Raw genomic sequence first — 14827 nt, 5'->3', positions numbered from 1 at the left:
GACGAATGGAGCGTCCGGCGGTGCACCGTATCTTGCTGATCACGGTGGCGTTGATGCTAGCCGTGGTCAGTGCACCTCCCGCCGTGGCGGTATCGCCACCGTTGATCGACTCGACGGCGGTTCCACCCGATGTGACGGGTCCCGATCAGCCCCTCGAACAAAAGCGTGTCTGTAAGGCGCCGTTATCGCTGCCGGGCACCAATTTCCACGATGCACCGTGGCCCAACACCTACCTGGGGATCACCCAGGCCCAGAAGTTCGCGACCGGCGCGGGCGTCACGGTGGCCGTAATCGATACCGGGGTGGACGCCTCGCCCCGCGTTCCGGCCGATCCGGGCGGCGACTTCGTCGTCAAGGACGGCAACGGGCTCTCCGACTGTGACTCGCACGGGACGCTGACCGCGTCGATCATCGCCGGGCGGCCCTCGCTGACCGACGGATTCGTCGGTGTCGCACCCGACGCCCGGTTGGTCTCGGTGCGCCAGACGTCGGAGGCGTTCGAGCCGAAAGATTCCCAACCCGACCAGGGCGACCCGAACGCGACGCCGGCCGCCGGCTCCGTCCGCAGCCTGGCCCGCGCGGTGGTACACGCCGCCAATCTGGGCGCCGGCGTGATCAACATCAGCGAGGCGGCCTGCTTCAAGGCCAAGAAGCAGGTCGACGAGACCACCTTGGGTGGCGCGCTCAATTACGCGGTCAACGTCAAGGGCGCCGTGGTCGTCGTCGCGGCGGGCAACGTCGGCGGGGATTGCCAGCAGAATCCGCCGCCCGACGCGGCCATTCCCTCCGATCCCCGCGGCTGGCAAGGGGTTCAGACGATCGTCACGCCGGCCTGGTACGCACCGCTGGTGCTGACCGTCGGGGGTGTCGGGCAAAACGGGGCACCGAGCGAGTTCTCGATGCACGGACCGTGGGTGAGTGTGGCCGCGGCCGCCGACAACGTCATCGCGCTCGGACCCGGCGGCGACCCGGTGGATGCGTTATCGGGCAAGGAGGGTCCGGTGCCGATCGCGGGAACCTCGTTCGCGGCGGCGTACGTGTCGGGTCTGGCGGCACTGGTGCGGCAGAAGTTCCCGGACCTGACGCCGGCGCAGGTCATGCACCGGATCACCGCGACCGCACGCCACCCCGGGGGTGGTGTCGACGATGCCGTCGGGGCGGGCATCATCGACGCGGTCGCCGCGCTGACCTGGGATGTCCCGGCCGGCCCGCCGACGCCGTTGGATCCGGTCAAAGCGATTCAGGCTCCGGTGCCGGTTCCGGGCCCCGATCACGGGCCGATCGATGCTGTCACGATGGGGGTCATGGGTTTGATCGTCGCGCTGGGACTCGCCGCGCTCGTCGGGCGAGCCCTGAAACGGCACTGACGACGCCCATGCGATCCCTACGACTCCGGTTCAGCAGCGGTCACGCGGTGTGGGCGGCCGTGTTGGCTCCGCTGTGCATCCTGCTGTTCATGGGGACGCGCTACGAGTGGGCCGGCCCGACCCTGGTAGGGGTCGGGGCCGTGATCGCGACGGTCACCTTCCGCGGCCGGCGGCTCACCGGCTGGGTGGTGGCGATGTTCGCGTGGCTGCTGCGCCATCGCCGGTCACCCGAACTTCCGTCCGAGGCCGAGGTCGGTGCCACCGTCCTGCCCGGCGACCACGTAGCCGTGCGCTGGCAAGCCGAGCAGCTGGTGGCGGTCATCGAGCTCATTCCGCGGCCGTTCACGCCGACGGTGGTCGTCGACGGGAAGGCGAACACCGACGACGTGGTCGACACGCGGTTGCTGGAGCAGCTGCTCGCGGTGCACTGTCCCGACTTGGAGGCCGAGGTGGTGTCGGCCGGATACCGGGTCGGCAAGACCGCGTCCCCGGATGTGCTGAATTTGTACCGGGAAGTGATCGGTCGTGACCCGGCGCCGGCGTACCGGCGGACCTGGATCGTGATGCGCGCCGATCCGCGACGGGCCCAGGCGTCGGCGCGGCGGCGCGACGAGGGCGTCGCGGGTATCGCCCGCTACCTGGTGGCGTCGACCACGCGGATCGCCGACCGGTTGGCCAGCCACGGTGTCGATGCCGAATGTGCGCGCAGTTTCGACGATTTCGACCATGCGACCGAGATCAGCTTCGTGCGGGAGAAGTGGTCGACGATCAAGGGGCAGGACAACGTCACCGCCGCCTACATCGCACCCGGGGGCCCGGATGTGTGGTGGTCGGTGCCGGCCGATCACACCATCACCCGGGTCCGCATCGCTGCCGGGATGGCGCCCCGTTCCACCGTGCTGCTCACCACACCGAAGAAGGCGAAAAGGCCGCGCGGCTTTTCGCGCGTATCGGGTGGGCAGCGTGCCGCGCTGCAAGGCCAGACCGTCGTCTCCGGCCGCCACTGGCAATTGCCGATCGGGTCCGCGGGAGTACTGGTCGGCGAGACGGCGAGCGAGTATCCGGTGTACATGCCGTTCGACGATGTCGACGCGAGCATCAACCTGGGTGATGCCCGGGCATTCATGCAATTCGCCGTCCGTGCGGCGGCCGCCGGCGGAACCGTCACGCTCGCAGCGCATTTCCAGGAATTCGCCGACCTGATCGGCGCCGAAGTGGGGCCGGAGTCCAAGGTGTCGTGGCCGCACGCGACAACGTATCTGGGCCGGCATTCCGGGGTGGACCGGGTGATCCTGCGCAACAACGTGATCAGCACCCCGCGGCACCGCCAACTGCCGATCCAGCCGGTTTCCCAGCCCGACGAGAGTCGCTATCTGACCGCGCTGCCCGGTAGGCGGGAAGGCTCCTGACGCCTTAGCTCGGGGCACCCGGTTGGCCCAGATGAACAGGTATTTAACTGTCTTCGGGGTACCGCGCGCCGCCTTACACTAAGAGTCTGCGTGGCCGAAGCATTCGCCCAGGCAGGCTGGCTATCCCCGACGCAAAGGAAGATCTGACGTGCAACCACACGAGCACCCGCAGGCCACTGCGGTGATGGACGAGTTCAAGAAGTTCAGCGACGTCCTCGAGGGCGCCTTGAAGCAGAGGGGCACCGGGTCCTTCACGGCCAAGGACGAATCGGAGACCGTCGAGGTGGTCATCAACGGTGACATGTGTGTGACCCAGGTTCACATCGAGGATGGCCTGCTGCGGCTGGGTGCCGAAACGGTGCAGGAGCGCATCAATGAGGCACTCGCGAAGGCCAGCGCCGAAGCCGCGGCAAGCATCGAGGCCGGCCAGGCGGCGACGTTCGAAAAGCTGTCCAAGATCGTCGATTCGCTGCAGAAGATCGCCGGGGAGGACTAGGCGAACCGACATTCTGCTGCAGCGGGCGACCGTTCAGGGGATACGGTCAGGCCGTGCAGCTGTTTGTCGTCGGGCCGCCGAGGTCCGGGTTGACCATCGTCACCCAATTCCTCAACGACCACGAAGACGTCAAGATCTTCGACGAGATCGATCTGATCGACGTCCACCGGTCCGGGGGGCCGGTCGTGGGTACGTTGGCGGCCTTCCTGCTCGAGCGCGGCCGCTACCAGGATTATCGCCGCCGCTTGCAGGAAAAGACCGACCCGGCCCAGGCCCTGCGGGCGATCATGAGCGAAATTGCCGAGCCCTGCTCGGTTTGGGGCGAGAAGAACCCGAGGTATGCGATGCGGCTGGAGATCCTGCGGCGATGCTTTCCCGAAGCTGTCTTCCTGTTCGTGCTCCGAGATCCGCGTGAGGTGGTGAATTCGTACCTGCTGCACCGGGATTCAGACCAGCGCACCGATTTGGACTTCTGGATCAAGGACACGGTTGCCGAAGCCCTCACGCTGGTGGAAGGTTCCCTGGACCCGCTGACGGATGACGACGCGGAATTGGTGATGCTGCGCTACGAAGCCTTTGCGGCTCGGCCCAGGCAGACCCTCGACCGCGCCCTGCAGCGGTGGGGTCTGAGTTTTTCCGACACCGCGGTCGCATTGGCTCATCATGCCCCCGAGACGGTCGGCGACAACCAGTTCTACCGTGGTGGCGCTCCGCTGCCGTGGAAGGCCGGCAACCTCGCGCCACTTCGCCCGGCGCCAACGAGTCGGGCCCGCATCGACGCCGACGACCCGGCCTGGTCCCACGTCGATGCCCTGGCGCAGCGCTTCGGTTACAACTGAACAGGGCATCGATGGCGTTACGCGAACTGCTGCAGGCGCAAAGACCCGCGTTTTGTTTCGTCACCAATGTCGGCGATGCCGTGCTGACATTGCCCACCCTGCGCGCACTGGGCGAAATGTTCAGTGCACCAATCACATTGATCTGCCCCAAGGTCGCATTCGACCTGTGCTTTCGGGAGGTAAGCTCGCGACTGGTCGACGTCACGGGCCTGCCCCTGATGGGCCCACCACCATTGCCGGGAAGTCCGGAACGTCCCCCCGATTACGACGAACTAGCGGCGGAGATCGGTCCGGTCGATGTCTTCATCGACACGCTGCCGTGGAGCTCGCTGTCCGAAATCATCATTCACCCGCTCCTGCAACGTCTGGCGCCCACGACGAGCATCGGCTTCACCACCGCCGGCCACGACATTGTGATCCGCACCGGGGATTGTCACGCCGCGGACTCGACATTCAGGCTGGCTCAGCTGTTCGATCCGTCGCTGCGCATCGAAAGCTACGCCCAGCCGGTGCCCATCCCCGCGGTCGTGCAGGAGCAAGCCCGGTCGATCCGGGCCGCGGTCCCCGCCGGCGCCAAGGTGCTTGTCGTGCACGCGGACAGCCGTTGGACGCAGAAGCACTGGCCCGTCACCAGATTCATCGATCTGCTGGATCAGTTCCTGGCGCGCCACCTCGACTTCGTGGCCTGGGTGGTCGGGATGGGACACGAGCCTCTCAATGTCGGCCGGCACCGCGATCGCGTATTCCCGCATCTCGGGCTGCCACTCGACCTCACGATGGGGTTGGTCGCCACCGCAGATCTTTTCGTCGGGATTGATTCCAGCATGCTGCACGCCGCCGATCTCGCGCGAGTGCCCGGCGTCGGGCTTTTCGGCGCGACCCGCGCCAAGCAATGGGGTTTCAGGTTCGCGCCACACCGGCACGTCGATATGACCAAAATGGCCGATATCAGCGTGGAATCGGTGCTGGCTGCGTTGGAAGACCTGGTCGACCACGACATTGTGGTGCGACGCGATGGCCCGGCCGTTTAAGCTCTCGCTGGAGGTTGGTCGGGTTGAACGAGATCACAGTTCTGCGAGGCGGCCGCACGTCAAACGTTGAGCCCGACGTGCTCGCCAACCTGCTGCGGGCACGCACCCCGGTGGTGTACTTCTCCACCCTGCTCGGGGACTCCATCCTGACGCTGCCCACGTTGCGCGCGCTGGCCGAAATGTTCACCGCGCCACTCACATTGATCTGCCCCAAGGACGCGTTCGACCTCTGCTTCCATGCGGTCAGCCCGCGTTTGATCGACATCACCGGCACGGCTCCGGGGGGACCCCCGATAGGGCGGCAGGCAAGCCGGACCCTCGACTACGACAAATTGGTGTCCGACATCGGCGCCGTCGACGTCTTTATCAACGCCATCCCGTGGGACATCCCGTCGAATATCTTCGCCCGTTCCCTGTGGCGGCGCCTGGCTCCTACCATGAGTATCGGCTTCCCTACCGACGACGACTACGACATCATCGTTCCGCGAGATCTGCCGCACTCGGCCGACCTGACGTTCAAGCTGGCCCGGTTGTTCGATCCGTCGCTGCGCGTCGAAAGCTACGCCCAGCCCGTGCCTCTCGCGCAATCCGTGCAGGACGAAGCCCGGTCCATTCGCGCCGCCCTACCCGCCGGTACCAAGGTAATGGTGGTGCACGCCGACGCCGGCTGGACAGACAAGCGCTGGCCCGCAACCAGGTTCATCGATGTGCTGGACCGTTTCCTGGCGCGGCACCGTGATTTCGTGGCGTGGGTGGTCGGGATGGGCGACGAGGAACTCAACGTCGGGCGCGAGAGCGAGCGCGTCTTTCCCTATCTCGGGCTACCGCTGGACCTCGCCATGGGCATGGTCGCGAACGCGGACCTTTTCCTCGGCGTCGACTCCGCGATGCTGCACGCCGCCGATCTGGCGCGGGTGCCCGGCGTCGGTCTTTTCGGGCCGACCCGGCCGGAGCTATGGGGGTTCCGATTCGGGCCGCACCGTCACATCGACCGGAGCACCATGACAGAAATCACCGTGGATGAAGTGCTCGAGGCATTGGAAGATATTGTGGCAGAGCATGTCTGAGACTGGTGACGGCGGCCTGCGCGATTCGACGGGCGCGGATTTGCTCTCCGCCGTGCGCCGGTTCCACGACATCGCGATGCTGTGGCACACCGAGGACTCCACCGAGGCTCCCATTCGGGACGGCATCGCGGCGAAGGCGCTGCACCTGCATGCGCTGAACTTCGCGCTGTGGCACCACGAAGACGCCGTTCGCCGGCCCGGCACCGACGACCAGGAGGTAGCGCGCCGGAAACGGTGCATCGACGACGTCAATGCCCGGCGCAATGCGGCGATCGAAGACATCGACGCGAATGTGCTTGATCGCGTCGACCTGAACCCAAACGCGCCGCTGCACACCGAAACTCCCGGCACCATCGTCGACCGGCTGTCCGTCCTTGCCCTGCGGATCGTGCACACGAACCGTGACGACCAGTCGGGCGCACGCCTGGCCGTGCTCGACGAGCAGTACGGCGACCTGTTCGGTGGGCTCGAGCAACTTCTCGCACGCATGCGGGCGGGAGAGGTGCGCTTCAAGGTGTACCGGCAGTTCAAGTCCGCAGCCCAACGCAGTTATTGCGACCTGTTCGAGCGCCACGACGCCTGAAGCGTCAATAGGCCGCCCCTGCCCACCATTGCCTCCAGTCGAGGTAAGGGTCCATGTGTTCCTCGTACTGAAGATGCAGTGCCAGTGAGGGTATCGGGGTATACAGAGTGACTTGCTCTCGCCAGATCTTATTGATCGTCGATGCCTCGAAGATGTGGTGCCGCTGGCCATAGGGCGTGCTCGAATAGCGGGCGAGGAGCTCGAACAGCTCCCAGTTTCGCCGCAGCGTCTCGATCTCTACCCAGCAGGTATTGGTGGTATGCGTGTTGGTGCGCCAGTGCCTATTGGTGCCGTATACGACGCGACAGTCCTCCCGGCTGAATATCGGGCTCCAGTAATTCTTCGGATCGTCATACGGATGCAGGGCGACCTCACCGCCGCCGAGCTTCTCCCGCAGCAACACGTGGACGTCGAGCATCTCCTGGATCGCCGAGGGCGTGTGCAGGTAGTCGTCTTCGACGAGATACACCAGTTCGCGGCCGTCGTCGCGCGCCCGGGAGAATGAGGAGAGACAGGATGCGTTGTACCCGCGATCATCGAGTGCGATGAATTCGACCGGATGGCTGCATGTTTCGAGTATCCGGTGCAGCGTCGACAGGACTTCGCGCGACGAGTGGTCGTCGAAGACCCGCAAGACAATGTCGCCCTCGGCGTGATTGATCGACGTGACGAGCGACTGCGTACAGCGGAGCAGGATCTCACTTTTGGGCGCATCGACGTAGCGGTGTGCACCGTGCACGCTGATGTCGGAATGGGTCTGCAGGTGAATGTCGAGCTTCATGTAGCCGACCGCCGCAGCATGGCGCGAAAGACCGCGGCCCAATCCGAATCCGAGCCACGAATCCCCGGGGTGATGTCCATCAGCAGCAACCGATCCAGGTTGGCCGACGTCGTAAGTTCGTGGCGCGTCGGCGTCGACACCACATAGAGCGCCGCGTCAAAGCGTTGTGAAACAGCCGCGGCGAGCCGGTCGATCGCGTCGTCGGTGAAAACGTACGGGATGGCGGCGACGGCCTGAACTTCGTCGGCAAGGTTGTCCTGGGTGTTGGCGACGAAGAATATCCGGCGCGTGAATTCGCGGACGCCCCTGAGCGTCTGCGACGTGTGGGCAAACTTGGCCGAGAATGAACCGGGGCAGGAGGCAAGGTTTTTCGGCTCATGCCAGAAATAACAGTCACCCACGTCAGGCCAGCGTGGCGGCGCTTCGGGGCAGCATTCCAAGTCGGCGACGTGTTCCGGGTAGTACCGATCGCCGGCGATCATGGTCGCCGCGGTCGCCGGCGGGCAGATCAGCCAGTCGAATGGCGTGCGCTTGATGACCGCAGCGGATCCGACGATATCGGCCACAAGTGCACGGTGCACCTGCAATTGGATTGCTCCCTGGCACGACATGCCGAGGCTCACCAGAGCGACGTCGGCACTCAACAACGCCATTTCGTCAGCCCCCGTCTCGTGGGAGTGCGGCTCGGGTCAAGTCCAGGCTGTTCAGCCCGCGATAACCCGGTCCGGCGAATCGCTCGGCGATCTCGCGCGTTGGACCGGACACCGGGCGGTCTTCGGCGCCGGTGAAGGGCCGAGGTGTGGGGTCCTTCGAGTAGAACCGGGACTGCTCGGCCATGCGCTCGATCGCGCCCGCACCGGTCTGGAGCCCGAAATGCGGTGCCGCGCGGGTCCATACGGCGTCGGGCAGATCGGCATAGTCGAGGACAAGCCGCCCGGCTGGTTGGGTCGCCGCCGCCTCGAGCATCGCGGCCAGGGCGCGGGAGGCGAACTCGGCATGCTCCATCGTCGGCACCAAAGTCGGATCAATCTTGAAGAGCTGCGCGGCTTTAACGAGATCGGCCGGTGGCTGCAGCCAACCCGGCGGTTCGGCGAGAAGCGAGGCCAGGACGCGAGCCGGGTCTCGCTGGACCCAGATCCACGGAGTTTCGGGGAACGCCGCGGCCAGAACCTCCCGGCGGAGAATGTTCCAGCTCGTGCATTTGAGCACGAATCGGCATTCGTCGCCATGGCGGCGGCCCAGCGCCCGCACCAGCAGCCGCACCGTCTTGACCAGGTCGGCCGGGTCGATGTGGGCGGGATCGAGGCCGAGCAGCGAGTTCAGCGGTGAAGGCTCGGCCACCACGACGAGGCCGAGTTGCGTGCCGAGCAGCCGTGACACCAGGGTCGATCCGCACCGCGAGAGATGAAAGATCATGCCCGCCGGATCGAGCGACGCTGCGCCGTCGAGACTCTCGAGCTCGTCGAGCCCGGTGCGTACCAACGGCCGCGCGGTCGGGCCGGATTCCCAGCGAGCGACGGTTTGGTCGAAGAAGGGATCGGTGAACCGCTCGGCCGACAGATCGGCCCACCATACCGCCGGGGCTGGACCGGAGAAATCCAGTCGGACCGGCGTCCAGTCGGCGAGTTCGGTACGGCCCATGAGTTGTCCAAACTTCAGCGGACAGGGTCGGGGCGCGTGACCAGAGTCGGAACCGGCCATCCGGTGATCTCCGCCTCGATGCGCGTGAAAGGCCGTAAGCGCATCCGGGTTTCGTGTTCGGCTGCCGCCGAGCCGTCGGGGAGCTTGCCGCGGAAGTAGTCTTTCTGCCAACCCGCCTGGCGAGCGAACGACCCGCGATACTGCAGATCCGTATTGAACGCGCGGCGATTCTGCCACCAGGTGTGATAGGCCGTGCGCAATTCGTCCGGCGCCGCCGCGATCGACACCGTCTTCGGCACGAATGCGTCGAGTTCGCCGCGCCGTTGCGGTACCAGCATGCCGACCGGCTCGTCCGCTTCGAAGGTCGCCCAGACCCGGGGCCGGGTGAACTTCCAGTTGAGGGTGAAAGTCGCAGGCGACCAGTCGGTTTCGACAAGTCCTTCCAGAGCCGCGATACCGTGCTTGGGACAGTTGGCCGGGCCCCGAACCAGCAGGTTGAAACCGGGTGGGGTGCGGAACAGGAACGGCAGGCTCCAAGTGATGATCCCGTGCCCGAAGTGACTGGCCGGCCGAAACGTCGGCGCACTGTCGCCGTGGTCGAACTCGATGGAGTCCTGCCCCGGCCCGCCATTCCACCGCGCCCGCACGCGCGCGGTATTCAGCACAAGCCAACCGGCCTGGTTGGCCATGAGCAGGGGCAGGCAACGATTGGCGAATCGGTCGTGCGTCGAGTCCATCCAGCCGCGATCGCGCGCAGCCGGGATCAACTCGATTCCGTGGCCGCTATGCAGCTCGTAGGCAATGAGTTCGCGATCGCTCGCGGCAAGCTCGCTACCGCCGGACTCCTGCGCTGACATGAGATTCCGCTTCCTAGTCCGTTATCGATTCGGGTGTCCCACCGCTGAGCTGCCGGCTGGGGCGCCCGTGAATATCGACCGGTACCTCGCCGATCAACGCGACCCGGTGCATCAGGCGGTACTCCTTGTCGTAGTCGTCGACCGCGCGGTGCTGAGTGGCGTAGTTGTCCCATATCGCTACATCACCCGGCTGCCAATCCCACCGGATAGTGTTCTCCGGCATCGTGATACGACGTTGCAGCAACTCGAACAGCGTCTGTGACTCGTAATTCTCGAGGCCGATGAATCCGCGCGCCCACTGCCCGAGCAGCAGCGTGCGCTCGCCGGTCCCGGGGTGCACCCGCACTACCGGATGTTCGACCCGGAAGGTGGATTCCTCGTCGCGCGCGGCCTGCAGCTGATTGCTCAGCATGTTGGTGTCTTCCAGCGCGTGGTACGGGGTGGGGGTCCCACCCGGCGTCAACACGGCGCCCACCCCCTCGACGTAGCCGAGCTGGTCGTAGCGGTTACTGCTGTGCAGTGCCCAGAGATTTTCGGTGAGCTGTTTCAGCGGCGCGGGCAACGACGCGTAGGCCGCCGCGGTCGATGCCCACAACGTCGATCCGCCGTAGCTGGGCAGGGTCACCGCACGCAGGATCGAGGCCCTCGGGATATTGAGGGTAAACGTGTGGTCGGTGTGCCAGCGCGTTGCCTTACCCCGTTGAGAGTCGACCACAGACACCCCGGGTGGGCCATCGGGAATCGCATTGGCGCCGAACACCCGGATGGGCGCGCCTAACCGCTTGGCGAAGGCGAAATGCAGCTCGTCGTCGAGGTGGTGCTGATCCCGGAAGAAGATCACCCTGTGACGCAGCAGCGCCGTGTGCAGTTGATCCACCACGCCCGGATCGAGATCACCGCCGAGCCGCACCCCATCGATGCGCGCACCAATGTGGGTGCCCAATTTGGTGACGGTGAGGGCGATTTCCGCCGGCCTTACCATCGCGGTGGTCCCTCCTGATTGCGGATGGGCGTGGCGATGCGAAATATACCCATCAATGGCCGCTCCGGGGGCATATCGCGATTCGGGGATAACGACACCGACCGCGGCCGCCGCCTGTCGTAAGCACACAGGCCCCCGAATAGACCAATGTTAGTGTTACGCAATGGGTTTGTACTGGATCGCGAATCGGGCCGAGAAGGAGGTGCTGAATTACCATTCCGAATCGGAGTGGCGGCGCAGATTCGTGGACGAACTCCAATTCCGAGGCGTCGACGTCGTTCTCGACGTCGGTGCCAATTCGGGCCAGTATGCCGGGCGCCTGCGTGAGGCGGGTTTCGCCGGCCGCATCGTTTCGTTCGAGCCCCTTTCCGGGCCGTTTACCCGCTTGCACCGCAACGCCTCGAAGAGCCTGCGGTGGGATTGCCGGCGCTGTGCGCTGGGTGATGTCGACGGAGCGATTTCGATGAATGTCGCGGGCAACGCGGGCGAAAGCAGTTCCATCCTGCCGATGCTGCAACGACATCGTGACCTGTTTCCCAGGGCAAATTACATCGGCGTTGAGGACGTGACCGTGTCCAAGCTCGACTCGGTCGCATCGGAAGTCTTGGCGCCAGACGAGGTGGCGTTTCTCAAAATCGATGTCCAGGGGTTTGAGAAGCAAGTGATCGACGGCGGCACCGCAACCGTCAACAGCCATTGTGTCGGCGTCGAATTAGAGCTGTCGTTCGAGCCCCTTTATGACGGGGGAATGCTGATTCAAGAGGCTTTCGACCTGATGGACTCGCTGGGTTTCATGTTGAAGGGATTGGTGCCCGGTTTCATCGACATCCGCACGAGCCAGGTGCTGCAAGCCGATGGTGTGTTTTTCCGCGGCGATGATTGACCGCCGAGCGGCCCGCAGAAATGGACTGCGGGTAAATGACAGGGGACCTGAGCTTAACGGGTGATGTCGGCGACCTGAATCCGACGTCATCGAGTCGGCCGCCTGGCTGCCGTCTCGGAAAACAGGCCCGCGAATCCGCAAGAGCCGCAATGATCGGGTGCGAAATCGGTGCACGTGGGCCCTGTTTGGTGCATTACGATTGCATTCGGTCGTGGTCGGAGCACCGCCGCACCGCCGCATGTCCTCGCAAGACGAAAGAGGTGGCCGGTGATCGCACCGCATCTTGCTGCAAGGCGAGACGGCGATGCGGGTCGCCCGTTTCAGACGACAGCGTCGCCGCGCCACGTGCGCCGAACGAAAAAGATAGCGGCACAACAGAATTGGCATTCCTTGGCCGCGCACCTCGCCGATCGGGCCGGTGCTGCCGAGGAAGTGAGCTACCGAGCACAATGGCTTGGGCACGAGGAGAATGAGCCGATATGACGCAGACGGTAAACGTCGAATACCAGGAACTCATGGCGCGGGCCGACGAAATCGAGGCGCCGCTGCCGAAGATGCCCGCGGGCAACCCGCAGGCGCCGTGCGCTCTGTCATTTGTCCGCGATTCGGCCGTGCAAATCGCGATCAACGCGGACTCGTTGCGGTTATACGTTCAAGCGTGCCAGCGGGAATGGAGTTCGCTGGCGAAGTCCCTACGAAATGCGGCCAAGGCATACGAGGAGGCCGACGAGGGCGCGGCCGACGACATCAACGCGATCAACATGGACGGGACGTCCGGCGGCTCGTCGGCGAAGGTGTCGGCGAACGACAAGGTGTCGCTGATGTGCGACCCGGACTACATCGGCCGCGACGGATATCGAATCTCCTGACCAGGGGACGGCGTTTCGCGCGTTCGCCGCGGATTGGAACAGCTACCAGCTGAAATTCCAGCAGCTCGCCTACCGTTTCCGCCCGTTCGTCAACTGGGAGGGCGACGCGAGGGCGTCCGTCGAGTCGAACTTCACGCAGCAGAAGCAGTGGATATTCGGCATGGTGACGCAGTTCACGACGTTGGCCAAGCAAGCTCAGATGGTCGCCGACGCGCACAAAAAAGTCAGGGCCTCGGGCGGCAGCGAATGGGGTGGGAGGGAACCCTACGGCCTGGAGGGCGAGCATCCTTCCTCCTACGAAGTATCGCAGTGCGACTATTGGTACAGGTACTACGTCCAGAACAAAAGCCCGTACATGTATATGGCTATTGACTGGTATAAGAACCTGCAGAAAAGGTCCGAGACCGCGTTGCAGACCTACATGTCGACCGGCGGAATTCCGCTGGCTCCGGCGAACCCCACCGCACCTTTCGGCGCGTATTTCATACCCGATCCCGCCGACGTCCCAGACGTTCCGGATGTCCCCGATATCAACGTCCCCACCGACCCGTCGGCCAACATGCCGATGATGCCGGCCATGCCGACGCTGCCGTCGGGGCTGGGCGGTGGCACGCCGCAAACACCGCCAACCCCGGACGCTCAGGCGCTGGTGGACAAGGCGATGCAGAAGCAAGGCGCCCCGAAGGGCGGCGCGGGAGGCATCAAGCCGGCGTCCGTCGGCGGCATGGGCGGTATGCCCAAGATGCCGCTGCAAGATGCCGCGGGCGCGGGAGAAGCGTCGTCGCGCCCGGCTGCGGCCGCGGCCCCCGGTCCGGCCACCGCAGGCCTGGGCAAGGGGCTCCCGGGCGCCGGCGGCGCGGGCGGCGGAATGGGCGGCATGCCGATGGGCGGGCAGGGCGACAAGGGCGGCGGCAAAGGCAAGCGCATACCCGGAGCCGACGAGGACGCCCTCTACACCGAGGAGCGGTCGTGGACCGAGGGCGTGATCGGTAACCGTCCACGCAAGGGCCCGTCCGAAAAGCAATGACTCGACACGACGGTCCGACCACGGGTGACACACCCGTTTTCGTCGTCGCCGAGCCGGAATTTTGGCGCAGTTAGCCTGTCCCGACCTCGATTACGCTTATTACTCATGATGTCCGGCAACCTGCTAGCCGCTATCGCCCACGCGATTGGCGGCACCGATGCAGCGCGCCCCGCCTTGCCGAGGAGTAGCTGATGGGCCTCACCAAGCCAACGGGGGGATATGCCGAGCAGATGCTCGTCCCGGGCGGGTGGCCCGACGTCGATGAGCAGGCCTACTACGACCGCGCCCAGGAATACCTCCAGGTGCTGCGGCAGGTCACTGACGTGTTGGAGGCCTGCCAGTCGCAGCGGACCGCGCTCTTCGACGCCGAGTCCTGGTCGGGTAGCGCGGCCGCAGCCGCCAACAGTCAACTCGGCACGCTGATCGACGGATTGGTGACGCTGCAAAACGGTCTCGCCACCGTGATCACCTGGCACAAATACGTTGCCCAGACAGTCGTGCAGGCCAAGTCGGACGTCATCGACAACGTGGTCGAGGCGCATCGGACGATCGAGAGCCTGGAGAAGGATTCCAGCCTGGACGAAGCCGAGCGCACCCAGCAGATCAACACGGTGGTCACCACCACACTCGGAGCCAACGTCAGCATCGTCGACGGCACCGCCGCGCAGATCATGGTGAGCAAGTCGTGGAAGCCGCCGGCCAACGCGCTGCAGGATCTGCTCGACCAGAAAACACCACCGCCGGTCAACATCCCGGATGGTCCCACCCCGTCACCGTCGCCTTTCCCGTCTCCGCGGCCCATGCCACCGCCGGCCCCCGTCACCCCGGGGGGTGGTGGCATGGGCCGCGGAGACGGGAAAGGCGACGGTGACGGGGTGGGACCATCCGGGATGTTGACCGGCGGTGGTGTTTTCTGGTCGAGCAGATCCTGCAGCGCGTTGGCCGGCGGCTTCCACGACTTGCTCACCATGATCTGCGCGGCGGTGCCGTCGACG

Annotated in this window: 15 protein-coding genes and 1 pseudogene; 11 read left to right on the top strand and 5 right to left on the bottom strand. The window is 65.3% G+C overall.

Annotated elements, in window-relative coordinates:
* The first annotated feature begins 20 nt into the window (after window positions 1-20).
* The 7 genes from mycP (at window position 21) to MAAFP003_RS27150 (ending at window position 6792) form a co-directional block, all read left to right on the top strand.
* Window positions 21-1367 carry a type VII secretion-associated serine protease mycosin gene (mycP, locus tag MAAFP003_RS27180; protein ID WP_096291455.1) on the top strand — a complete coding sequence of 449 codons (1347 nt, stop codon included), beginning with the start codon at window positions 21-23 and terminating at the stop codon, window positions 1365-1367.
* Between the two features lie 8 nt (window positions 1368-1375).
* Entirely contained in the window at window positions 1376-2776 is a 1401-nt protein-coding gene (eccE, locus tag MAAFP003_RS27175; RefSeq protein ID WP_096290676.1) for a type VII secretion protein EccE, read from the top strand.
* 148 nt (window positions 2777-2924) lie between these two features.
* Complete coding sequence (locus MAAFP003_RS27170; RefSeq protein WP_243394239.1) at window positions 2925-3272, top strand: YbaB/EbfC family nucleoid-associated protein; 348 nt, start codon at window positions 2925-2927, stop codon at window positions 3270-3272.
* A 53-nt stretch (window positions 3273-3325) separates the two neighbouring features.
* Complete coding sequence (locus MAAFP003_RS27165; RefSeq protein WP_096290675.1) at window positions 3326-4111, top strand: sulfotransferase family protein; 786 nt, start codon at window positions 3326-3328, stop codon at window positions 4109-4111.
* 11 nt (window positions 4112-4122) lie between these two features.
* The gene (locus MAAFP003_RS27160) at window positions 4123-5142 is read left to right on the top strand and encodes a glycosyltransferase family 9 protein (protein ID WP_096290674.1); all 1020 of its coding nucleotides are present in this window, start codon (window positions 4123-4125) and stop codon (window positions 5140-5142) included.
* Between the two features lie 23 nt (window positions 5143-5165).
* Window positions 5166-6209, top strand: coding sequence for a glycosyltransferase family 9 protein (locus tag MAAFP003_RS27155; protein ID WP_165796517.1), 1044 nt, complete (start codon window positions 5166-5168; stop codon window positions 6207-6209).
* A complete protein-coding gene (locus tag MAAFP003_RS27150) occupies window positions 6202-6792 on the top strand; it encodes a DUF4254 domain-containing protein (protein ID WP_165796516.1) in 591 nt (196 codons plus the stop codon). Before MAAFP003_RS27155 ends, MAAFP003_RS27150 begins: the two co-directional genes overlap by 8 nt.
* Window positions 6793-6796: 4 nt before the next feature.
* On the opposite strand, the gene MAAFP003_RS27145 is transcribed toward MAAFP003_RS27150, so the two are convergent.
* The 5 genes from MAAFP003_RS27145 to MAAFP003_RS27125 are packed head-to-tail and all read right to left on the bottom strand — an operon-like array spanning window position 6797 to window position 11053.
* On the bottom strand, window positions 6797-7573 hold the full coding sequence (locus MAAFP003_RS27145; RefSeq protein WP_096290671.1) for a hypothetical protein: 777 nt from the start codon (window positions 7571-7573) through the stop codon (window positions 6797-6799).
* The gene (locus MAAFP003_RS27140; protein ID WP_096290670.1) at window positions 7570-8226 is read right to left on the bottom strand and encodes a hypothetical protein; all 657 of its coding nucleotides are present in this window, start codon (window positions 8224-8226) and stop codon (window positions 7570-7572) included. The genes MAAFP003_RS27145 and MAAFP003_RS27140 overlap by 4 nt, the downstream gene beginning before the upstream one ends.
* A 4-nt stretch (window positions 8227-8230) precedes the next feature.
* On the bottom strand, window positions 8231-9214 hold the full coding sequence (locus MAAFP003_RS27135; RefSeq protein ID WP_096290669.1) for a sulfotransferase family protein: 984 nt from the start codon (window positions 9212-9214) through the stop codon (window positions 8231-8233).
* Window positions 9215-9228: 14 nt separating this feature from the next.
* Window positions 9229-10071: a DUF6065 family protein gene (locus MAAFP003_RS27130; protein WP_207768632.1), complete on the bottom strand. Its 843-nt coding sequence runs from the start codon at window positions 10069-10071 to the stop codon at window positions 9229-9231.
* Window positions 10072-10084: 13 nt separating this feature from the next.
* Window positions 10085-11053, bottom strand: coding sequence for a TauD/TfdA dioxygenase family protein (locus tag MAAFP003_RS27125; protein WP_096290668.1), 969 nt, complete (start codon window positions 11051-11053; stop codon window positions 10085-10087).
* 163 nt (window positions 11054-11216) lie between these two features.
* Here MAAFP003_RS27125 and MAAFP003_RS27120 point away from each other — a divergent pair, with 163 nt between their 5' ends.
* From MAAFP003_RS27120 to MAAFP003_RS29990, 4 genes and pseudogenes are all read left to right on the top strand, one after another.
* Window positions 11217-11936 carry an FkbM family methyltransferase gene (locus tag MAAFP003_RS27120; protein ID WP_096290667.1) on the top strand — a complete coding sequence of 240 codons (720 nt, stop codon included), beginning with the start codon at window positions 11217-11219 and terminating at the stop codon, window positions 11934-11936.
* Window positions 11937-12415: 479 nt separating this feature from the next.
* On the top strand, window positions 12416-12805 hold the full coding sequence (locus MAAFP003_RS27115; RefSeq protein ID WP_096290666.1) for a type VII secretion target: 390 nt from the start codon (window positions 12416-12418) through the stop codon (window positions 12803-12805).
* A complete protein-coding gene (locus MAAFP003_RS27110; RefSeq protein ID WP_423790962.1) occupies window positions 12792-13832 on the top strand; it encodes a PPE domain-containing protein in 1041 nt (346 codons plus the stop codon). The genes MAAFP003_RS27115 and MAAFP003_RS27110 overlap by 14 nt, the downstream gene beginning before the upstream one ends.
* Before the next feature lie 191 nt (window positions 13833-14023).
* A pseudogene (locus tag MAAFP003_RS29990) lies at window positions 14024-14827 on the top strand (hypothetical protein); the annotation flags it as partial.

The organism is Mycobacterium ahvazicum (genome assembly GCF_900176255.2).
In the GTDB taxonomy this organism is placed as follows: Bacteria; Actinomycetota; Actinomycetes; order Mycobacteriales; family Mycobacteriaceae; genus Mycobacterium; species Mycobacterium ahvazicum.
The sequence above is the reverse complement of the archived record's forward strand: the minus strand, read 5'-3'. Positions and strand labels throughout refer to the sequence as shown.